Raw genomic sequence first — 20,643 nt, forward strand, 5'->3', positions numbered from 1 at the left:
GCGCCCGGCGGTCCCGTGCTTGCTTGCTCGGGCGGCCCCGGTGTCAGGGGACGAGCAGGACGCGGCCCGTCAGCGTGCGGCTCTCCAGGAGGCGGTGGGCCTCGGCGGCCTCCTCCAGGGGCAGCGTACGGGCGATGGACGCGCCGCTCCGGCCCGCCGCCAGCCGGGCCAGCATCTCCGGGTAGTGCGTGCCGAAGACCTGCCCGGCCCAGCCGGGGCCGCTGCAGCCGATGGCCGTCACGCCGCGCTCCATGAGGTCGGCGGCGGTGAACGCGGCCGGCTCCCCGCTCAGCAGACCGTAGTAGAGCAGGCGGCCGGTGCCGGGGGTGAGGCGGTCGAGCACCTGCCTGGCCGACGCGCCGCCGATGGACTCGAAGGCCACGTCCACGTCCGGCAGGCCGGAGGGCCAATCGGGCGTCCCGTGGTCGAGCACGGTGTCGGCGCCCAGCTCGACGGCCCGGTCCCGCTTGGCGGGCGATCCGGCGGTGGCGATCACGTGGCCGGCCCCGAACTCCTTGGCGTGGCGTACCAGGTGGCCGCCGACCGCGCTGGTGCCGGCCTCCACCAGGACCGTTTCCCCGCCTTCCAGCCTGGCCCGGTGGAGCAGGGCGAGGGCGATGGCGCCGGGGGCGGCCACGGCCAGCGCCTCGGCCGGGGCCACGCCGTCCGGCACCGGGCAGGCCATGGCGGCGGGGAGCACCACGTACTCCGCGTACGCGCCCAGCCCGCCCGTGACCCCGACCAGCGTGCTGCCGAGCAGCTTCCCGTCCACCCCCGCACCCACCTCGACGACCTCGCCCACCGCCTCCGCGCCGATCACGGTGGGCAGCGGCAGCGGGAACGGCAGCGTGCCCGCGCGGATCTGGGTCTCGGCGTAGCTGACGCCGACGGCCTGGGCGCGGATGAGGACCTGGCCCTCTCCCGGACGCGGGCGCGGCAGGTCGGCGGGCTCCAGCCGCTCCGGCCCGCCCGTGGCCGTCAGGACGATCGCGCGCATTCTTCCTCCAGATAACCGAACCAGTGGTCCAGTTAATATATGGACCGCTGGTCAAGTTTGTCCATGGGAAAGAATGACCGGATGGAACGTCGAGAGCGGGCCGACGCCGCGCGCAACAGGCAGGCGATCCTGCGGGCGGCCGAGGAGCTGCTGCGGCGTCACCCGCCCGAGCAGGTCTCCGTCGAGCGGGTCGCGGCCGCCGCCGGCGTGGGGAAGGGGACGGTCTTCCACCGGTTCGGCAGCCGTACGGGGCTCATGCGGGAGCTCATGGCCGAGCGGGCCCGCGAGCTGGAGATGGCCGTCGCCGAGGGGCCGCCGCCGCTCGGGCCGGGGGCGGAGCCGGGGGAGCGGCTGGTCGCGTTCTTCGCCGCGGTGGCCGCGCTCGCGGCGCGCAACGGCAACCTCATGGCGGCGCACGAGCACGCCATGGTGACCAGGAAGGGGGCCGCCGAGCAGCCCAGGGAGGCCAATCCGATCTACGTCTCCTGGCATCGGCACGTGACCGGGCTGATCGCCGAAGGGCGGCCGGACGTGGATGCCGGGCAGATCGCTCACATGCTGCTCGGCACCCTGCACATGGAGCCGATCGCGAGCCAGCTGCGGGCTGGGGAACACGAGCGGCTCGCGGCGAGCTTCGCGGACCTGGTCAGAGGGCTGTTCGGAGCGGGAGGCCGGTGACGGGGCGCTCGCGGGCGTTCGGCGGGGAGGCCGGCGCGCTCACGGGCGATCACGGGGCGTGGACGGTCGCGGCTGGTCGGAGGGAGAGGTGGGAGGCGGGCGTGGCTGGTCGGAGGGGGAGGTGGAGGCGGGCGTGGCTGGTCAGAGGGGGAGGTGGGGGACGGCTGTGCGGAAGGCGGTGACGGCGGCCCTGATCGCCGGGTGCTCGCCGTTCCCCCTCCGGAACGCGGCCAGCGTGCGGCGGCTCAGCGGCAGGCGGGTGAGCCGTACGCCGCCCGGCGGGCTGGTGGCCGCCAGGTGGGGCACGAGCGCGACGCCCTGACCGGCCGCGGCGAAGGCCAGCACGGTGTCGAAGTCGTCGATGTGGTGCCGGACGAGCGGCTCGAACCCGGCCGCCTGGCAGGCCCTGACGGCCATGGTGTGGCAGAGGGTGCCGGGCTTGTTCGTGATCCACGCGTCGTCGCGGGCGGCGGCGACGGAGGGGCGGTCGGTCAGGTAGATCGGCTCGCTGAACAGCGGTTCGGTCTCGACCGAGGCGTCGGTGACGGGCGGGACGAAGTCGTACTCGTGCACGAGCGCCACGTCCAGCTCCCCGGCCCCCAGCGCGGCCGAGACGTCGGCCGGGTCGATCTCGGACACCATCGGCCGCAGCCCCGGGTGCGCGCCGGTCAGGCCGGCGAGGGCGGGCGGCAGGAGCACGCGGGCGGCCGTGGGGAAGGCGCCGATCCGCAGCGGCCCCGAGGGCCCGCCCCGCGCGGCGGCGAGGGCGGCCGAGGCGCGTTCGAGCTGTTCGAGCACGGCCTGCGCGTGCTCCACGAGGAGGTGCCCGGCGGGCGTCAGCGCCACCGTGCGGCCGGTGCGCTCCAGCAGCGGCACCCCGGCCTCCCGCTCCAGCGCGCTGAGCTGCTGGGAGACGGCCGACGGCGTGAACGTGACCGCCTCGGCCACCGCGGCGATGGTGCCGCGCCTGGCGAGTTCGCGGAGCAGGTGGAGCTTGCGCGGATCGAGCATAAGCTCAGCTTAATCTCGAACGAAGAAACTCGCGCTGGACCTAACGGGTTCCGGCAGGCCAGGCTCGAAGCATGATGAGAGGAATCCACGTACCGCTGGTCACCCCGTTCGAGTCGTCGGGCGCGGTGGCCGTGGACGCGATCGAGAAGCTCGGCCATCACGTGCTCGACCAGGGCGCCACCGGCCTGGTGGCGCTGGGCACCACCGGCGAGGTGGCCGCCCTCGACCCCGCGGAGCGGGCGCGCGTGATCGAGGTGTGCGCCCGCGTCTGCGCCGAGCGGCAGGCGCTGCTGACGGTCGGGGTGACGGGCAACGACACGCGTTCGACGGCGCGGGCCCTGCGGGAGCTGCCGCCGGGAGTTGGGGCGGCGCTGGTGATGGTGCCGTACTTCCTGCGGCCCGGCGAGCGCGGAGTCGTCGCGCACTTCGAGGCGCTGGCCGACGAGACGCCGGTGCCGCTGGTCGTCTACCACATCCCCTACCGGACCGGGCAGGCCGTCAGCGCGGCCACGCTGCGCCGGGTCGGCGCGCATCCGATGATCGCGGGGGTGAAGTACGCGGCGGGCGGGATCGACCAGGACGCGATCGACCTGCTCGGGGACCTGCCCGAGGGGTTCGCGGTGCTGGGCGGGGACGACGTCTGCATCTCGCCGCTGCTCGCCCTGGGTGCGGCGGGCGGCATCCTCGCCTCCGCGCACCTGGAGACCAGGGGCTTCGCCGACCTGGCGGACGCCTGGCAGGCCGGGGACGTCGCCCGGGCCAGGGCGCTCGGGCACCGGCTGGCCCGGCTCTCGGCGGCGCTGTTCGCCGAGCCCAACCCGACCGTGATCAAGGGCGTGCTGCACGCCCAGGGCCTGATCCCGACCCCGGACGTACGCCTGCCGCTGCTCCCCGCGAGCCACGAGTCGGTGTCACGGGCTCTCCTGGCGTAGATCCACGCCTATCCCACCAAAAGCCACTAATGTTTCGTTCGGCCGAACGAAACACATCTGTGGAGGTCGAGGGATATTTCGGAGAGGCGAAAGGATCTGCTGGAGGCGCTCGTCAGTGCGGGGCGGGATCATGGCGACGCCGCCGTCGCGTACCACGGGGCCATGGGAGAGCGGCTCGGTCTGGGGCTGACCGAGGAGAAGGCGCTCGATCTGCTGCGGCGCCACGGGCCGCTGACGGCGGGTTAGATCGCGCAGCACACCGGGCTGGCCCCGGCCACCGTCAGCGGGCTGATCGACCGGCTGGAGGCGAAGTGGCTGGTGCGGCGGTTGCGTGACACCAGGGATCGGCGCCGGGTCATCGTCGAGATCAACTACGAGCGGGTGGCCGGGTTCGCGGAGCTGCTGGAGCCGTTCGCGGCCAGCCTGTCCCGGCTGTACGAGCGCTACACCGACGACGAGCTGGAGGTGATCCTCGACTGGCTGCGGCGGTCCACGGCGCTGCAGCGGGCGGCCGCCCGGGAGCTGGCCGAGCGATAAAGGGCTGGACATCACGTCTGATCAAGGGATAACTTTTTCGCCGATATGGGTTCCCTGTGATTCTCGCGCCCGAGGCGCGCACGCGTTGAGCTGACTGCTCCGCCTGCGCCGCCTCGATCTGGTCAATTCCGCGCCGAGAAGAGGAGGTGGGCCCTTTATGCGTACTGCTGCCCAACTGGCATTCGCCGAGATCACCAAGCGTTACGACACCCGTGTCGTCCTGGACCGCGTGTCCTTCACCGTCAGACCCGGCGAGCGGATCGGGGTGATCGGGGACAACGGGTCGGGCAAGTCCACGCTGCTCAAGCTCATGGCGGGCGCCGAGCGGCCGGACAACGGCGAGCTCACCGTCGTCGCGCCCGGCGGCGTCGGCTACCTGCCGCAGTCGCCGGAGCTGCCGCCGCACGCGACGGTGGCCGACGCCATCGACCTGGCCCTGGCCGAGCTGCGCGATCTGGAGAGCCGGATGCGGGCGGCCGAGCGCGCGCTGGATACCCCGCAGGACGCGGAGGTCTACGCGGGGCTGGTGGCCGAGTTCGAGGCGCGCGGTGGGTACGACGCCGACGCCCGGGTGGACGCCGCGCTGCACGGGCTCGGGCTGCCGGGGCTCGACCGGGCCCGCCCGGTGGCCACGCTGTCCGGCGGCGAGCGCTCCCGGCTCGCCCTGGCCGCGACCCTGGCCGCCGATCCCGAGCTGCTGCTGCTCGACGAGCCGACCAACGACCTGGACGACCAGGCCGTGGCCTGGCTCGAACGGCACCTGCGCTCCCACCGGGGCACCGTGGTGGCCATCACGCATGACCGGGTGTTCCTGGAGCGGGTGACCGCCACGATCCTGGAGGTCGCCGAGGGCCAGGTGCGGCGCTACGGCGACGGGTACGCCGGGTACCTCACGGCCAAGGCGGCCGAGCGGGCGGCGCGGCTGCGGGCGTACGAGGAGTGGAAGCAGGAGCTCGGCCGGCATTCAGGGCTGGTCTCCACGAACGCCGCCCGGCTGGCGGCCGTGCCGCGCAAGATGGCCAAGGCGGGGATGGGGACCGGGGCCTGGCGGGCGCGCTCCCGTACGCACGGGGCGGCCGGACGCGTCCGGCAGTCGCGGCAGCGGGTGCGTTCGCTCACCGACGCCCCGGTGTCGCCGCCGCCCGAGCCGCTGCGCTTCGCCGCCGACATCAGGGGCGGCGTCGCGGACGGTGCGGCGGTTCTGCTCGACGGGGTGCGGGTGGCGGGGCGCCTGTGCCTGGAGACCCTCACGGTACGGTCCGGCGAGCGGCTGCTCGTCACCGGGCCGAACGGGGCCGGCAAGACCACGCTCATGCGCGTGCTGGCCGGTGAGCTGCGGCCGGACGCGGGCACCGTGCGGCGGGCGGGGCGGGTCGGGCACCTGCGGCAGGACGAGCAGGCGGGGCCGCCGGACCGTACCGTGCTGCGGGCCTACGCCCACGGGCGGCCGGGTTCCCTCGACGACCACGCGGACGCGCTGCTGGCGCTGGGGCTGTTCCGGCCCTCGGACCTGGGGTTGCGCCTGGGCGAGCTGTCGTACGGGCAACGGCGCCGGATCGAGCTGGCCCGCCTGGTCAGCGAGCCGGTGGACCTGCTGCTGCTCGACGAGCCGACCAACCACCTGTCGCCGGTGCTCGTCGAGCAGCTGGAGGAGGCGCTGGGCTCCTACGAGGGCGCGCTGGTGATCGTCACACATGACCGCCGCCTGCGCGCCGGCTTCACCGGCTCCCACCTGGAGCTGAGCGCCGGCACGGCGACGGTGTGACGGGTCGCGGGCGCGGCGACGGTGTGCGGGTCGCGGGCGCGGCGACGGTGTGCGGGTCGCGGCAGTGTGACGGCCCTGGTCGCGGACGCCTCGACCGCGACCAGGGCCGCGTCTAGTGGCCCGACTCCTTGATGGCCGTGCCGACCTCGCCGACGCGGTCGGCCAGCAGGCCGATCGCGCCCACCGCCCGGACCACCGGGTCGTCCTCGGCGCCGCCCAGGGCCTTGGCCTTGAGGTAGGCCGCCTTGACCGCCGCCCAGCGGGCCGCCCGGGCGGGGTCCAGGCGGCCGCGCAGCTCCGCCAGCTTGAGCAGGTTGGCCTCGGCGTCGGTGGTCAGCGTCTGGGCCTCGCCCAGGTAGTGGTCGTCGATCACCGCTTCCAGCTCGGCGTCGTTCATGGCGGGGACGATGCGCTCGGCCAGCTTGTTCATGTTCCGGTAGGAGCCCTGCAGCCGGTACGGGGGCTCCGTACGGGCGGCGTCCGACTGGGCGGCCGAGGCGATGTACGCCTGGTTGTTGGCCAGCACGACCTCCTGAACCCGGACGAGCTTGGCCAGCACGCTGAGGATCTGGTCCAGCTCCGGCTTGCTGTAGGGGTGCTGGAGCTGGTCCGGCCGGACCGTCGTGTCGCCCTTCGCCAGGCGGACGAGCAGCTCCACGTCACCCCGGTCGCGTCCCGACAGGGGTGCGAGCACCGGGTTGGAGGTGAGCGCGTTGTCCACGTAGCTCAGCGCGAACAGCTCGTCCCTGCCCGAGAGCACGTCGCCCAGGTTCCACACGTCGGCCCGGTTGGCCAGCATGTCGGGGATGCGGAAGCGCTGCCCCGACTCGGTGTACGGGTTGCCCGCCATGCACACCGCGAACCGCTTGCCCCGCAGGTCGTACGTCCGCGTCCGGCCGTTCCACACACCCTCGATGCGGCGCTGGGCGTCGCACAGGGAGATGAACTTCTGCAGCAGCTCCGGCGAGGTGTGCTGGATGTCGTCCAGGTAGAGCAGGGTGTTGTTGCCCGTCTCCAGCGCGAACGAGATCTTCTCCACCTCCTGCCTGGCCGTCGCGTCCGGGGCGTCCGCCGGGTCCAGCGAGGTGACCTCGTGGCCCAGGGCCGGGCCGTTCACCTTGACGAAGACCAGGCCGAGCCGGCTGGCCACGTACTCCATCAAGGTCGTCTTGCCGTAGCCGGGCGGGGAGATGAGCAGGAGCAGGCCCATCTGGTCGGTGCGCTTGCCCGCCCCGGCCGCGCCGAGCTGCTTGGCCAGGTTGTCGCCGATCAGCGGCAGGTACACCTCGTCCAGCAGCCGGTTGCGGACGAAGGCGCTCATGACCTTGGGCCGGTACTCGTCCAGGCGCAGGCGGCGGCGCTCGGCCTCGACCAACTCGGTCCTGCGCCGCTGGTAGGCCCGGTAGGCCGGGACCTGCTCCTGGCCGAACCGGCGGGTCCTGGTGAGGAGCTCGTCCAGGCGGATCTCGAGCTTGCGGTCCTTGACCCGGGGGTGGGTGCCCAGCAGGCCGTCCACGGTCTCGGTGATGGTGGCGCTGGACTCGTGGCGCGGCAGGTCGCACAGCAGTACGGCGACGGCCTCGGCGGCCTCGGGGCCCTGGTGGTAGGCGGTCATCCAGGCCCGGGCGAGCTGGAGGCGCTCGGGGAGGGGGAGGGCGCTGAGGTCCTCCTCGAACTCCCGCACCTTGGCGGGGCCGAGCGCGTGGCGGAACCCGTCGAGGAGGTCGCGGGCCGCCTTGGCGGTGACGAAACCGGCAGGCGTGGCGGCCAGCTCCTCGACGAGGTACTCGCCGGCGCGGCTGACCGGCGGCAGGCCCAGGCCCGCCAGGAACTGCGCGATCGAGGTCTCCAGCTCGTCGGCCAGCGACCCCAGGGCGGGCGTGATGCCGAAGACCGTACGGGCCCGGACCAGCGACACGGCCCTGGTGGCGAATGTTTTACGTGAAACCTCGTCCACCCCGAAGGCCCAGTAGAGCTGCGCGGACGCCCGGACCTCCGCCGGATAGCGCAGCAGCCCGGCCCCCTCCCGCAACCGCACCAGCGTGTCCAGGATGGCCGTGGCGTCGTGGTCGTGGACCCCGCGCTCGTACCCCTCGTCGTAGCGCTCCTCGGCGGCCCGGCGGACCACCTCCTCCAGCGGCGCCCCGGCCGTGACCGAGTCGAGCAACGAGGCGGCCAGGTACTCGGCCCGGTAGACCTCCGCGGACTCCGAGACCAGCAGCTGGTCCCAGAACGGCCGGGTGTCGGCGAACGAGTCGGGCACGGGGGAGCGGTAGTCCGTCCCGGTGATCGCGAACGACATCGCGCCGTCGTGCGGCACCAGCGTCAGGTCGATCGGCTGGGTGTTGACGGCGAAGCGGTGGTGGCCCAGGCGCAGGGTCTCGCCGCCGTCCGAGAACAGGTCCTGGCGGTCCCGCAGCGCGCGCCCGGCCTCCTGGTGGGCCGACTTGACCCGCCCGTCCAGCTCCTCCGCCCGTACGGCGTCACCGAGCCCGCGCAGCTCCCCGGCCGCCGAGCGGACCTTGGCCACCATCGGGTCGGTCGCGAAGTAGGTGTTGACGTCGTCCAGCGAGGCCAGCGCGGCGAGCCGGCGGGTGATGCTGCCCAGGATGCGCTCCGCCGAGGCGAAGACGCGGTCGGCGCGCCGGGCCAGCTCGTCGAGCTGCGTCTGCTTGCGGGCCGAGAACGCCTCGTAGACGTCGTCCCGCTTGGCCGCGAGCTGCGTCGCGAAGTCGTCGAACTCGCCGAAGCGGGACTCCAGGTTCTCGATCTGGAGCATTAGGCGGCCGAGCTGCTCGTCGCACTTCTCCGGCGCGTCGGCCATCGCCAGCGCGCCGGCGACGGCCTGGCCCAGCAGGGCGAACTCGGCGGCGAACGCGGCCCGGCCCTCCGTGCCGAGCAGCTCGCGCCTGCGCCCGTCCAGCACGGCCCTCGCCCGGTTCACGCCGCCGAGCACCTCGGCGATCCGGCCCAGGATCGAGGTGCGTACGGTGGCGTCGGCGATGTCCAGCGACCCGACGACCTCCGTGACCACCTCCAGCCCCTCGGCCTGCTCCGCCAGCCGGTCGGCGACGGGCGCGGCCTCGGCCACCGTGCCGATCGCGGCCGCGTCGGCGGCGAGCCCGTCGACGGCCGCGTGGTAGCCGGTGAACGCCTCGTCCCCGGACAGGAACGTGACGGCCCGCCTCCCGGCCGAGGCCACCTCCTCCGTCACGGTGGCGGACAGCGCGTCCAGGGCGGTCAGGTCGATGTAGCGGACCTCGCGCAGCGTCACCAGGTGCCCCTGGGCGCGGCGCAGCGTGGCCAGCAGGGTGACCCAGGCGTCGGCGGTGGCCGGGTCGTCGGCCTTCGACCTGCGTACGAGCTGGGTGGTCTCCTCCTCGGCCGTGGCCAGCGTGCGGGCGGCCTGGCGGGTGAGCTGCTCGACGTTCTCGTACTCGTCGAGGACCTGCTCGGCGGTGGCGCGCACGTCGGCGAGCGGCCCGCGCAGGCCGTGCTCGCCGAGCCAGTGGTAGGAGTCGAACGTCCGCGTGCAGGCGGCGATCAGGCCCTCGAAGGTCCCGGCGGACGGCGCCATCTCCTCGACCATCCGCGCCACCGACAGGCTGTCGGAGATGCCGCGGACGAGCTCCGCGTTGCCGATGCGTTCCAGGGGGCCGGTCCCGCTGGGCTGGGCGGCGGCGTAGGTGTCCGACACGTACGGCGTCTGCCACACCTGCATCGGGTGCACCCGGGTCGGCTCCTCGGAGGTGGCCCGGAAGACCACCATCGTGCCGTCGTCGAACAGCGAGTACCCGTGGCAGACGATGGGCGTGGCCACCTCCTTCCTGATCACGTTGTACGGCAGCAGCAACGAGCGCCCGTCGCCCCTGGCGTGGAAGACGTACAGGACGTCCTCGCCGTTGGGGGAGCGGACCACCCGCTCGAACTCCAGGTCCGACACGTCCGTGTCGAACGTCTTGCTGACCCCCGTGGCCAGGTAGTAGCCGCCGGGGAAGATCAGCCCCTGGTCCTCGGGCAGGCGCTGGCACGCCTGGCCGAGCCCGTCGAGCCGGACGACGGCCTTGGTGCGCGTGTTGAAGACCAGGTGGCGCCGGTCCGTCTCCTTGTACGGCCTGATCCGCATGAGGATGAGCGGCCCCACGCGGGCGTACTCGACGTCGGCGTCCGCGAGGCTCTGCAGCTGCTCGGCCACCGGCTCCGAGTAGATGCCGGCCCCGGTCTCCGTGTTGTCCTCGATCTTGATGGTGAGGTCGCCGCCGACGGTCTCCACGAACACCTCGCCGCCGATGGAGATGTGCGGGTGGCGGCCGAGGATGTGGTCGTCGCGGGTGGTGGGCGTCCACTCGAAGTCGTGGGACGGGGGGAAGGTGTGGTCCCGCTCCCCCCGGTTGTCCTGATATTTCGGGACCCCGCCGTTGCTGACCGTCCAGCGCAGCACCCGCGTGTCCGCCGGGCCCGTCCGGAAGACGGCCAGCAGCTTGCCCTCGACCCGCCTGAGCTGCTGGAGCCGGGTCTCCTTGTAATAGCGGTACAGCTCGGCGAAGTCCTTCTTGAACGCCGGGTCGTCCAGCGTCTCCAGCCTGTCGGCGTCGAACCTGAAGGCGTCGCCGTCCCGGGAGAACCGGTGCACCGCGAACACGTCCGCCACCGTCGTCTCGGGCTTGAGCCCGATGAAGACGTTGTAACCGAACAACATCACGTCGCCCAGGGAGACGATGTCCCTGGGGACGCAGTTGTTCTCCGTACGGATCCGCTCGGTGCCCAGCAGGCGCAGCTCCGCCCCGCCGAAGACCTTCAGCCGCTCCCCGTTGAGCGCCTCGGCCGCCGCCGCGAGGGCCTTGGCCTGGGCCTGGAGGCGGTTCCTGAGGACCTCGTACGTCCCCGCCTCCAGCCCCACCTCCAGTGCGCCCTCCAGCTGAGGCGTCACAGCGCTCACTTGGCGCCGGCCAGCGCCGCCACCGGCGAGTCGGCCACGCCCAGCCGGCGGGCCGTCTCCAGCAGCTCACCGAGCGCCGACGACTGCGGGCCGCCGTCCTGGATGAGCCGCATGAGCAGTGCGGACACGGTCACGTTCTTGAGGTCCTCGGTGCTCACGCCGCCGATCACGCCGGCGAGGTCGGCCGCCAGGCTGGCGCTCCCGTTGAGGTACGGCGAGACGATGGCCCCCGCGACCGTCGAGTGGTCCACGAAGCCGTCCACCACCTTGCCCGCGGTGATCGAGCCGACCACCTTGTCGAAGAACATCGTGTCGCCGCCGACGATGTCGATGTTGGCCTTGGCCAGGCCGGCGGCCAGCACGCTCGCCTGCGACTCGGCCACCTGCCGCGTGACGTCGATGTGCTTGAGGCGGATCTCCTTGTCGGCCTCCAGGCGCAGACGGTACTCCTCGTGCCCCCTGCTGGCGTCGTCCAGCGCCGCCATCGCGGCCGCCTTCTGGGTGAGACCCTCGGCCTCGGCCTTGAGCTTCTCGCCCACCGCCGCGGCTCCAGCCAGCGCCATCGCCTGCTGGCCCTCGGCCTGCGCCTTGAGCCGGTCGCCCTCGACCAGCGCCATGGCGCGGGCGCCGTCCGCCTCGGCAGCCAGCCTCTCCTTCAGCACCAGCGCCTCGGCGCGGCCCACCTTCTCGATGGCGTCGGCGTCCCGCTCCCTGACCTGGACCTGCGCCAGCCCGCTCGCGGCCGTCTCGGCCTGGACGCCCTCGGCGAGCCGGATCTTGGCCCGCGCCTCCAGCTCGGCGGCCTGCTGCCGGGCCTCGGCCAGCACGAGCTCCTCGCGGGCCCGGAACTTCGAGGCGGCCTCGGCGGCCTCGGCCGCCTTGATGTCCTTGACCAGGTTCTCCTGGGCCTCGGCCTCGGCGGCGATGATCACCTGCTGGCGGGTGCGCTCGGCCTCCTCGACCACGCGCAGCCGCTTGATGGACTCCTCCTGCTCGGCCACGGTCTTGTCGACCGCGATGCGCTCCCGGATGACCTCGGCGATCGAGCGCTTCTCGGTCTCGACCTCCTTGTCCTTGGCGATCCGCGACAGCTCGGTCTCCCGCTCGCGGGCGATGACCTCCAGGAGGCGGTCCTTCTCGATGCGCTCGGTCTCGATGGCGATGACGCGCTCGCGGTTCTTCTCGGCGACGGCGATCTCGCGGGCCCGGTTCTCGTTCTGCACGCCGAGCTGCTCGTCGGTCTTCATGTGCGCGGCCTGGGCGCGCAGCCGCTCCTCGGCCTGCACGCGGGCGACCTCGGCCTCCTCGCGGGCCTTGACGGTCTCGATCTCGCGCCGCTGCTTGAGCTCGGCGTCGGCCTGGCGGCGCTCCAGCTCGAGGATGGCCTCGCGGGCGTCCACGTTCTGGCGGGTGATCTCCTTCTCCTCGCTGCGCCGGAACTCGTTCGTGCGCACGTGCTCGATCGCCGTCAGCTCGGTGATCTTGCGGATGCCCTGCGCGTCGAGGATGTTGCTCTTGTCGAGCTGGGCCAGCGCGGTCTGCTCCAGGTAGTCGATGGCGGCGTCCTCGAGGCTGTAGCCGTTGAGGTCGGTGCCGATCAGCCGGACGATCTCGTCGCGGAACTCGTCGCGCTTGGTGTAGAGGTCGACGAAGTCGAGGTGCTTGCCGGCGGTCTTGAGCGCCTCGGAGAACTTGGCGTTGAACAGCTCCTGCAGCGTCGTCTCGTCACTGGCCCGCGCGGTGCCGATGGCCTGGGCGACCTTGATGACGTCCTCGGCGGTCTTGTTCACGCGGACGAAGAACGTGATCTTGATGTCGGCCCTGATGTTGTCCCGGCAGATCAGACCCTCGCGGCCGGTCCGCTCGATCTCGATGGTCTTGACCGAGATGTCCATGATCTCGGCCTTGTGGACGACAGGCAGGACCACGGCACCGGTGAATGTCACGTCGACCTTGTTGACCTTCGACACGATGAGCGCCTTGCCCTGCTCCACCTTGCGGAAAAGGCGGCCGATGACGAGGAGCAGGCCAATCACGATGACCAGGATGACGGCGAGGAATACGCCGAAGCCGGTGGAGATGACGTCCATCAGTGCTCACTTTCGTACGGCATGACCCAGAAGAATTCGCCGTCTTTGTCGTATTCGAAGATGAGTGCGTTGTCGCCGCGTGCCAGGCGGTCCTTGCCGGTCGTGCGCACCTGCACGACCGCGGACGAGCCGTCGGCGGCGGTGACCTCGGCCTGGCCGAAGTCCGGGGTGGCCGTGCCCGTGCGGATCACGCACATCTGGCCCACGAAGTCGCCGCGCGAGCGGCGGTCTCCTTCGGGGAACAGCCTGCTCAGCGGTGGCATCAGTGCCCTCGTGGCGAGCCAGGCCAGGCCCAGTGCGGCGAAGGGGACGGCGACCAGCAGGCCGCCGCTCGCCACCACGCCGCCGATGAGGCACAGCAGCCAGGCCAGCGCGACGAGCAGCGACAGCGCGACCCCCGCCGGGACTCCCCCGAGTCCCAGCCACGCGGCGTCGTCCTCCAGCTCGAACAGGCCGGTGATGACGGCCAGCCAATAGCCGGCGACCACCACGAGAAGGAAAGTGAAAATGGCTGTCGGAAAGCTCAGTGCGATGTCTAAGAAGTCGGTCATCCCGCCTCGGTGTACCCGTCCCCCTGTGATGTCCTGTCGGACTATATACAGATAAAGCGCAACTAAAGGGGAAAGTTCCCCAAACGGTCTGCGACTTGACCTCAACTGTGCTTGAGGTAGCAGGCTCGGCCGCATGAGCGAAGTGATGAGAGCGGCGGCGTTCACCGAACCCGGTGGTCCCGAGGTGCTGAAGGTGATGGAGCTGCCCGCGCCCCAGGCGGGTCCCGGGCAGGTCCGGGTGCGTGTGCGGGCGGCCGGCGTGCAACCCTTCGACGCGGCCGTACGGGCGGGGTGGCTGCCGCCGTACATCGAGGACCCGGGTTTCCCGCGCATTCCCGGCAACGAGTTCGCCGGCGTGGTGGACCAGGTGGGCACGGGCGTTTCCGGCGTGTCGGTGGGGGACGAGGTGCTCGGGTTCACCGCGCTGAACGCCTACGCCGAGTACACCGTCGTGCCGGCGGCCAACGTGGCGGCCAAGCCCGCGGAGGTGCCGTGGGAGGTGGCCGGCGGGCTGACCGCGGGCGTGCAGACGGCCGAGCTGGCCATCGACCGGATGGGCCTGGCCGAGGGTGAGACGCTGCTCGTGCACGGCGCGGCCGGGTCGGTGGGCACGGCGGCCGTGCAGATCGCCAGGAGGCGCGGGGCCACCGTGATCGGCACCGCCCGCGAGGCCAACCACGACTACCTGCGCGACCTGGGCGCCATCCCGGTCGTCTACGGGGAGGGGCTGGCCGACCGGGTGCGCGCGCTGGCGCCCTCCGGGATCGACGCGGCGCTGGACGGGGCCGGCGGGCACGCGCTGGAGGTCTCGATCGAGCTGGTCCGGGACCGGGGACGCATCATCACGCTGGTCGAGCATGCCAAGGCGGCCGAGCTGGGCGTCCGGCTGGTCCAGGGCGACCGTTCCGCGGAGCGGCTCGGGCGCTACGCCCGGCTGTACGCCGAGGGGGCGTTCACCTTCCCGGTGCGCCGGGCGTACCGGCTGGAGGAGGCCGCGGACGCGCACCGGGAGATCGAGACCGGCCACGGCCAGGGCAAGATCGTGATCACCATCTGACGGTCACCGCCTCGGCGATCGCGAGCTGGATCTCGCTCAGCTCGCGGTCGCCGTCCTGCGCGTCCCACAGGCAGTTCTGCAACACCCGGCCGAGCGTCCAGCCCGCCGCCCGCCGCCGGTCCAGGCCGAGCCCGTCCACCATGAAGTCGAAGCGCCGCAGCACCGCGCGCGCCACGTCGCCGGTCGCGACCACCTCGTCCCACCGGTTCCACAGGACGGGCATCAGGTCGAAGCCGGGGTCGCCGGCCAGCGGCTTGGGGTCGATGGCCAGCCACGGCTCCCGGTCGGCGGCCAGCACGTTCTCGTAGTGCAGGTCCCAGTGCAGCAGCCGGTCGCCGGGTTCGGCGACGAGCTCGGCGACCGCTGAGGCGCACCACCGCAGCCAGTGCCGGTCCCGCTCCCGCGGCAGCACGGCGAGGGCCTCGTCCACGTCGTCCAGCATGTCCCGCGCGATGTCGCCCAGCCGGCGCACGCCCCCGGGCGCGGGGTGGGCGACCAGCCGGCGCAGCAGGCCGGCCACGGTCTCCAGGGCCTCCATGACGTCGGGCACGGCCGCCAGGGACCGGCCGGCATCGAGGCGTTCGAGCAGCAGGGTGCCGGTTTCCGGGTCCGCGTCGAGCAGCCGCACGCAGCCGTCGCCCGCCCAGGCACGCAGGGCCACGGCCTCGTCGGCGGTCTCGCCGGTGACGGGCTGGAGCTTGAGCGCGGCCCTGGTGCCGTCGGCGCGTACGACGGGCAGGACGAGCGCCACGATCCCATGGGCCGGCTCGCCGTCCAGTCGCAGGTCCCACTCGTCGAGATAGCGCTCGGCCAGCGCCGGCAGCCCGGCGGTCCAGGCCGGCCCGGCGTCCTCGTCGTACTTGAGGTGGGACGCGGCCAGCGCCTCCGGAACCTTGATCCTCATGTCCCCAGTCTGCCAAGGGCCGCAGGTCTAGGGCTTCCCCTTATACGCACCCTGAGGCGCGCCCGGAAACCCCGTGCCTACGCTGCAGCCATCATGGACGGAGGGGATGGCCATGACGACGATCGTGTTCATCCACGGGCGGGGCCAGGAGGGCAGGGACCCCCTGGTGCTGCTGGAGGAGTGGCGCACCGCCCTGTGCGCCGGGCTCGGCACCACCGCGCTGGCCACGCGGGCCGTGCTGCCCTACTACGGCAACGTCCTGCACCGGGTCACCGCCGAGGCCGCCAGGCGCGCCGACGTTCTCGAGAGCCTGCCGGAGGGCGATACCGAGGAGATGCCGTTCCACCCCTTCCTGCCGCAGGAGGTCGGGGAGCTCGAACGCAGCCTCATCGCGGACCTGGCGATGACCTCGGGGGCGCCGCCGGCGGCGCTCGGCATCGAGGACGTCCTGACGTGGGCGCTGGCCCGCCGCATGCTCGCGTGGGTCTCCCAGCGCACCAGCGTGGACAAGGAGATCATCAAGATCTTCCTGCAGGACGTCGCCGTGTACCTCAGCCACGGCCGGCAGCCGGTCCTGGCCGAGGTACGCCGCTCCCTGCCCGCCTCGGGCCCCATCGTCCTGGTCTCGCACAGCCTGGGCACGGTGGTGGCCCGGGACCTGCTGGTGGAGGAGAGACTGCGGCAGCGGGTGGCGCTCTGGGTGACGGCCGGCTCGCCGCTCGGGCTGCCCACGGTCCAGCGCAACCTGCTGGCCAAGGGGACCAAGCACCCGGGCGTGCCGTGGTTGACCGCGTACGACGTGAACGACATCGTCGCGCTCGGCCACCCGCTGGACCCGCCTTGGGGCATGCCGCTCAACCAGATCGAGGTCCAGAACCACGACGCACCCCATGCCATCGACCGCTACCTCCGCCACCGCACGGTGGCCACCCCGATCGGCAAAGCCTGCGCCTGACCCGGAAAGGGCCTCAGCGCGGGCGGAGATCAGTAGTGCCAGGGGAAGGGCGACCAGTCGGGCTCGCGCTTCTCCAGGAAGGAGTCGCGCCCCTCGGCGGCCTCCTCCGTCATGTACGCCAGCCGCGTCGCCTCACCCGCGAACACCTGCTGCCCCACCAGCCCGTCGTCGATGGCGTTGAAGGCGAACTTGAGCATCCGCTGCGCCGTAGGCGACTTGCCGTTGATCTTGCGCGCCCACTCCAGAGCCGTCTTCTCCAGCTCCTCGTGCGGCACCACGGCGTTGACCATGCCCATGCGGTGGGCGTCGGCCGCGGTGTAGGTGTCACCGAGGAAGAAGATCTCGCGGGCGAACTTCTGCCCGACCTGCCGGGCCAGATAGGCCGACCCGAAGCCGCCGTCGAAGCTGGCCACGTCGGCGTCGGTCTGCTTGAAGCGGGCGTGCTCCGCGCTGGCCAGGGTGAGGTCGGCCACCACGTGCAGGCTGTGCCCGCCGCCCGCGGCCCAGCCGGGGACCACGCAGATCACGACCTTGGGCATGAAGCGGATCAGGCGCTGCACCTCCAGGATGTGCAGGCGGCCGGTCGAGGGCGTGCCGTCGGCGTACTGGTAGCCGTCCTTGCCCCTGATGCGCTGGTCGCCGCCGGAGCAGAAGGCCCAGCCGCCGTCCTTGGGCGAGGGCCCGTTGCCGGTCAGCAGCACGCAGCCGACGTCGGTGGTCTGCCGGGCGTGGTCGAGCGCGCGGTGGAGCTCGTCCACCGTCTGCGGGCGGAAGGCGTTGCGGACCTCCGGGCGGTCGAAGGCGATGCGTACGGTGCCCTGGTCGACAGCCCGGTGGTAGGTGATGTCGGTGAAGTCGAATCCCTCGACCGCCTGCCACGCCTTGGGATCGAACAGCTCGGAGACCATGGCGGAGAGCCTAACGGATCCGGCTTCCGGCCCCCGTCCGCGCCCGGGCACGGACGGGGGCACGCCGGCAGCCGTCCGAAGGCCGTTCGCCCAGAGGTACCAAGAAGACCCCTGACACTGGGACGCCGGCTAGGTGACCTCGGCCCGCAACTCCGCGAGCAGTTCCCCCTGATCTGCCAGCATGTCGGTGAGGATGCGCCGGGCGGCGCCGAGCAGATCGGCCAGTTCGGGCGTGGCCAGCGTGTAGACCACGGTGCTGCCCTCGCGGATGGCGCTCACGATTCCTGCTCTGCGCAGGACTGCGAGCTGCTGGGAGAGGCTCGAGGCCTCGATGTCGATCTGGGCCAGCAGGTCCCTGACGGGAAGCGGCCCTTCCTGGAGTAGCTCCAACACTCGGATGCGAGCGGGGTGGCCGAGCGTTCGGAAGAAGTCGGCCTTGGCCTGGTGGACCTCCACGTGCATATAGCCCAGACTAATCCAGCGCAGTTGCATAATTCTTCAAGTCGTAACGTTGTTGGATAGCATGGACAGCGGGGACTAGGGAGTAGCCATGGGCCGAGGAAGAGCCAAGGCGAAGCAGACGAAGGTCGCTCGCCAGCTGAAGTACACCAACCACAACATCGACTACGACCGGCTTCGCGAGGAGTTGGGCGCGGACACGCGACGCGAGGACCGCTACCCGCCTACGCCGTCCGAGCCGGAGTCCGAGCGCGGGCGATGACTCGGGTCAGCTTCGCGGGTGCCAGGGTGACGTTTTTCAGCCGCCTGGCCTCCGGTGCCTGATCGGGTGCCGTGAGCTCCAGGCGGTGCAGCACCTCGCGGATGATGACGCGCATCTCCAGGAGCGCCAGTTGGGCTCCTACGCAGAAGCGCCGCCCGCCGCCGAACGGCATCCAGGCCCTGCTCTGGTGCCCCTCCAGGAAGCGTTCAGGACGGAACTGTCCGGGCGTGGGGAAGGCGGCGGGATCACGGTGCACGAGCGGGATGTACGGTCCGGCGTACCATCCGGCCGGGATCTCGTAGTCACCCAGCCGCAGCGGGGCGTCGAGCAGCCTTGGCGCCTCGTAGACGACGGGCCGCACCCGTAGCACCTCCTTGACCACGGCGTCGAGGTAGGGCTCGTCGTCCGGCAGCCGCCGCAGGATCTCGGGCATGCGCAGGAGCCTCTCGAAGGCCCAGGCCAGGCCGGTCGCGGTGGTCTCGTGCCCGGCGATGAGCATGGTGATCAGCTCGTCGCGGATCTCCTGGTCGCCCAGCTCGGTCTCCAGCAGCCGGCCGAGCACGTCGGTCCCGCCGGGCGCGGCACGGCGGCGGCGGATCTCGTCGAACAGGATCGAGTCCACCTCGGCACGCAGCCGCAGGAACCGGCCGTACGACAGGAACGGCACCCGGCCCACGGGCCCGCGCAGCCGCTCGGGCAGCATGGTCGACTGCATGGAGCCGCCGGTCTCGATCAGCTCGGGCAGCAGCGCGCGCAGCCGGCCGATGCGGCCGGCGTCCCTGATGCCGAAGATCAGCCGGATGATGATCTCCAGCGTGATCTCCTGCATGCGGTCCCGCAGGGCGAACGGCCTGCCCAGCGGCCAGGTCCCGATCTTCTCCGCCGCGATCGCGGCGATGTCGTCGTGGTAGCCGGCGACCTGCTTGGCGCGTAGCGGCGGGTTCAGCGTCTTGCGGTGCCGCCACCACGGGTCGCCGTCCAGCGTGAGCACCGAATGCGCGCCCACCATGTGTTCCAGGAAGTCCCGCCGCGCCTCGCCCGCGCGGCCGCCGCCCTGGTCGGTCCGGTAGACCTGCTCGGCGAGCTCGCCGGTGGTCACGTAGACCTCCGGAGGGAAGCCGGCGTAGCGGACGGTGAAGATCGGCCCGAACTTGCGGTGGTAGCTCTCGAACGCCCGCGGCGCGTCGGCCATGAACCACGCGGTCTGCGCGACCGCGGGCAGCCTCGGTCCCGGAGGGATCATCGTCGTCTCCCTTGTAGATGTACGTACGTCATAGACGCTCGTATACATCTGTAGCATGGATCCCGTGGCACGAACAGACGCCGGTGGATACCGCGAACGGCTGCTGGCGGGAGCGGTGAGCTGCCTGCAGGAGAAGGGCTATGCCCACACGACCGCCCGAGATCTGGTGGCCGCCTCCGGCACCAACCTGGCCTCCATCGGCTACCACTTCGGCGGCAAGGACGCGCTGCTCAACGAGGCCATCGCCGCGGTCTTCGAGCAGTGGACCGAGCGGGTGGAGAAGTCGGTCTTCGGCGCCGAGCTGGGCAGCCCCAGGGAGATGCTCGAACGCGCGATGGCCGAGCTGGTCGACGCGTTCGAGGAGCTGCGGCCGCTGCTCGTGCTCTGCGTGGAGGGCTACCCGGCGGCGCTGCGCGCGCCCGTGCTGCGGGAGAAGCTGGCCGACGCCTACGCGCGCAGCCGCGTGGCGGGCGCCGACATGATGCGGCGGGCGGCGGCGGAGCTCGGGGTCGAGCTGCCGATGGCGCCCGAGGTGATGGTGTCGGTGCTGGTGGCGATCTCGGACGGGCTGATGCTGCAGTGGCTCCTCGACCCGGCCGCCACGCCGGACGCCCGCCAGGTCGTCGACGCCCTCGGCGCGCTGGGCGCTCTCGTCACCTGAGCCGGCGCCCTTGCCCCGCCGGGTGTTCCCATCACCTGATGGGAGGCGCGTGGCAAAGGTCTCTCCTGTGAGGAATGTCACCGGCGGGTCTGGGCAGATCCCCCGATGACGAGGAGATCAAGACATGCGCATAGGAATCGTGGGTTCCGGAAGGCTGGGCTCGCCGCTCGGCCGCCTGCTCGCGGTGGCGGGCCACGACGTGTTCTTCAGCGACGCCGAGCCCGCCCGGGTGGCGGCCGCCGCGGGAGCCGCCGACGGCCAGGCCCGGGGCGGCTCGCCGCTCGAGGCCATCCGGTTCGGTGAGGTCGTCGTCCTGGCGGTCGGGTGGGAGGCGTTCCCGGCGGTGGTGGAGGAGCTCGGCGACGCGCTCGCGGGCAAGATCGTCGTGGACCCGAGCAACCCGATCGGCGAGCGGGACGGCGCGGCCGTGGTGGTGGCCGTGCCCGGCGGGCTGACCAGCCCGCAGTACCAGCAGCACGTGCTCGGCACCGACGTGCGCCTCGTGCGTACGTTCAACACCAAATACCCCAACGAACTGCTGGAGCTCGGCACCGCCGGGCAGCGGGGCGGCCCGCGGGCCGACATGCCCTACTGGGGCGACGACGACGGGGCCAAGAAGGCCGTCGTGCCGCTGATCGAGGACGCCGGGTTCACCGCCATCGACGGGGGCGGCCTGTCCGAGGCTCTCTGACGG

18 protein-coding genes are annotated in these 20,643 nt (G+C 72.1%); 9 read left to right on the forward strand and 9 right to left on the reverse strand.

The window, feature by feature from the left end; all coding sequences use genetic code 11:
* Positions 1–43: 43 nt before the first annotated feature.
* Entirely contained in the window at positions 44–997 is a 954-nt protein-coding gene (locus tag AB0J69_RS01965) for a zinc-binding dehydrogenase (RefSeq protein ID WP_364111792.1), read from the reverse strand.
* A gap of 81 nt (positions 998–1,078) precedes the next feature.
* Between AB0J69_RS01965 and AB0J69_RS01970 the strand changes: the two genes are divergently transcribed.
* Positions 1,079–1,675, forward strand: coding sequence for a helix-turn-helix domain-containing protein (locus AB0J69_RS01970; protein WP_364111794.1), 597 nt, complete (start codon positions 1,079–1,081; stop codon positions 1,673–1,675).
* A 141-nt stretch (positions 1,676–1,816) separates the two neighbouring features.
* On the opposite strand, the gene AB0J69_RS01975 is transcribed toward AB0J69_RS01970, so the two are convergent.
* Positions 1,817–2,686 (reverse strand): LysR family transcriptional regulator, encoded by an 870-nt coding sequence (locus AB0J69_RS01975; protein WP_364111796.1) that lies wholly within the window; start codon positions 2,684–2,686, stop codon positions 1,817–1,819.
* 71 nt (positions 2,687–2,757) lie between these two features.
* On the opposite strand from AB0J69_RS01975, the gene AB0J69_RS01980 reads away from it, so the two are divergent.
* From AB0J69_RS01980 to AB0J69_RS01990, 3 genes are all read left to right on the forward strand, one after another.
* On the forward strand, positions 2,758–3,618 hold the full coding sequence (locus AB0J69_RS01980) for a 4-hydroxy-tetrahydrodipicolinate synthase (RefSeq protein WP_364111798.1): 861 nt from the start codon (positions 2,758–2,760) through the stop codon (positions 3,616–3,618).
* A gap of 246 nt (positions 3,619–3,864) precedes the next feature.
* Entirely contained in the window at positions 3,865–4,155 is a 291-nt protein-coding gene (locus tag AB0J69_RS01985) for a MarR family transcriptional regulator (protein WP_364111884.1), read from the forward strand.
* Between the two features lie 157 nt (positions 4,156–4,312).
* Positions 4,313–5,920: a TlrC/CarA/OleB/SrmB family ABC-F type ribosomal protection protein gene (locus AB0J69_RS01990; protein ID WP_364111800.1), complete on the forward strand. Its 1,608-nt coding sequence runs from the start codon at positions 4,313–4,315 to the stop codon at positions 5,918–5,920.
* 112 nt (positions 5,921–6,032) lie between these two features.
* Here the strand turns inward: AB0J69_RS01990 and AB0J69_RS01995 are convergent, their stop codons facing one another.
* From AB0J69_RS01995 to AB0J69_RS02005, 3 genes are read right to left on the reverse strand one after another with little or no spacing between them, the layout of a single operon-like run.
* On the reverse strand, positions 6,033–10,850 hold the full coding sequence (locus AB0J69_RS01995; protein WP_364111802.1) for a DNA repair ATPase: 4,818 nt from the start codon (positions 10,848–10,850) through the stop codon (positions 6,033–6,035).
* A 5-nt stretch (positions 10,851–10,855) separates the two neighbouring features.
* Positions 10,856–12,949, reverse strand: coding sequence for a flotillin family protein (locus AB0J69_RS02000; protein WP_364111804.1), 2,094 nt, complete (start codon positions 12,947–12,949; stop codon positions 10,856–10,858).
* The gene (locus AB0J69_RS02005) at positions 12,949–13,437 is read right to left on the reverse strand and encodes a hypothetical protein (protein WP_364111806.1); all 489 of its coding nucleotides are present in this window, start codon (positions 13,435–13,437) and stop codon (positions 12,949–12,951) included. The genes AB0J69_RS02000 and AB0J69_RS02005 overlap by 1 nt, the downstream gene beginning before the upstream one ends.
* Before the next feature lie 196 nt (positions 13,438–13,633).
* On the opposite strand from AB0J69_RS02005, the gene AB0J69_RS02010 reads away from it, so the two are divergent.
* Positions 13,634–14,557, forward strand: coding sequence for an NADP-dependent oxidoreductase (locus tag AB0J69_RS02010; RefSeq protein ID WP_364111808.1), 924 nt, complete (start codon positions 13,634–13,636; stop codon positions 14,555–14,557).
* On the opposite strand, the gene AB0J69_RS02015 is transcribed toward AB0J69_RS02010, so the two are convergent.
* A complete protein-coding gene (locus tag AB0J69_RS02015) occupies positions 14,547–15,461 on the reverse strand; it encodes an aminoglycoside phosphotransferase family protein (RefSeq protein ID WP_364111810.1) in 915 nt (304 codons plus the stop codon). The two genes, AB0J69_RS02010 and AB0J69_RS02015, sit on opposite strands and share 11 nt — an antisense overlap.
* A gap of 112 nt (positions 15,462–15,573) precedes the next feature.
* Between AB0J69_RS02015 and AB0J69_RS02020 the strand changes: the two genes are divergently transcribed.
* Entirely contained in the window at positions 15,574–16,416 is an 843-nt protein-coding gene (locus AB0J69_RS02020) for a hypothetical protein (RefSeq protein WP_364111812.1), read from the forward strand.
* A 29-nt stretch (positions 16,417–16,445) separates the two neighbouring features.
* On the opposite strand, the gene AB0J69_RS02025 is transcribed toward AB0J69_RS02020, so the two are convergent.
* Entirely contained in the window at positions 16,446–17,324 is an 879-nt protein-coding gene (locus AB0J69_RS02025) for a 1,4-dihydroxy-2-naphthoyl-CoA synthase (protein ID WP_364111814.1), read from the reverse strand.
* Positions 17,325–17,453: 129 nt separating this feature from the next.
* Complete coding sequence (locus AB0J69_RS02030; protein ID WP_090938046.1) at positions 17,454–17,786, reverse strand: metalloregulator ArsR/SmtB family transcription factor; 333 nt, start codon at positions 17,784–17,786, stop codon at positions 17,454–17,456.
* A gap of 88 nt (positions 17,787–17,874) precedes the next feature.
* Here AB0J69_RS02030 and AB0J69_RS02035 point away from each other — a divergent pair, with 88 nt between their 5' ends.
* Complete coding sequence (locus tag AB0J69_RS02035) at positions 17,875–18,045, forward strand: DUF3073 domain-containing protein (protein WP_364111816.1); 171 nt, start codon at positions 17,875–17,877, stop codon at positions 18,043–18,045.
* On the opposite strand, the gene AB0J69_RS02040 is transcribed toward AB0J69_RS02035, so the two are convergent.
* Entirely contained in the window at positions 18,008–19,288 is a 1,281-nt protein-coding gene (locus AB0J69_RS02040; RefSeq protein WP_364111818.1) for a cytochrome P450, read from the reverse strand. The genes AB0J69_RS02035 and AB0J69_RS02040 overlap by 38 nt on opposite strands.
* Before the next feature lie 64 nt (positions 19,289–19,352).
* On the opposite strand from AB0J69_RS02040, the gene AB0J69_RS02045 reads away from it, so the two are divergent.
* Together AB0J69_RS02045 and AB0J69_RS02050 are read left to right on the forward strand one after the other, a co-directional pair.
* Positions 19,353–19,949, forward strand: a complete 597-nt coding sequence (locus tag AB0J69_RS02045) for a TetR family transcriptional regulator (protein WP_364111820.1) — start codon at positions 19,353–19,355, stop codon at positions 19,947–19,949.
* A gap of 124 nt (positions 19,950–20,073) precedes the next feature.
* Entirely contained in the window at positions 20,074–20,640 is a 567-nt protein-coding gene (locus AB0J69_RS02050; protein ID WP_364111822.1) for an NAD(P)-binding domain-containing protein, read from the forward strand.
* Positions 20,641–20,643 lie beyond the last annotated feature (3 nt).

It is taken from the genome of Nonomuraea sp. NPDC049709 (genome assembly GCF_040674815.1).
Lineage (GTDB): Bacteria > Actinomycetota > Actinomycetes > Streptosporangiales > Streptosporangiaceae > Nonomuraea.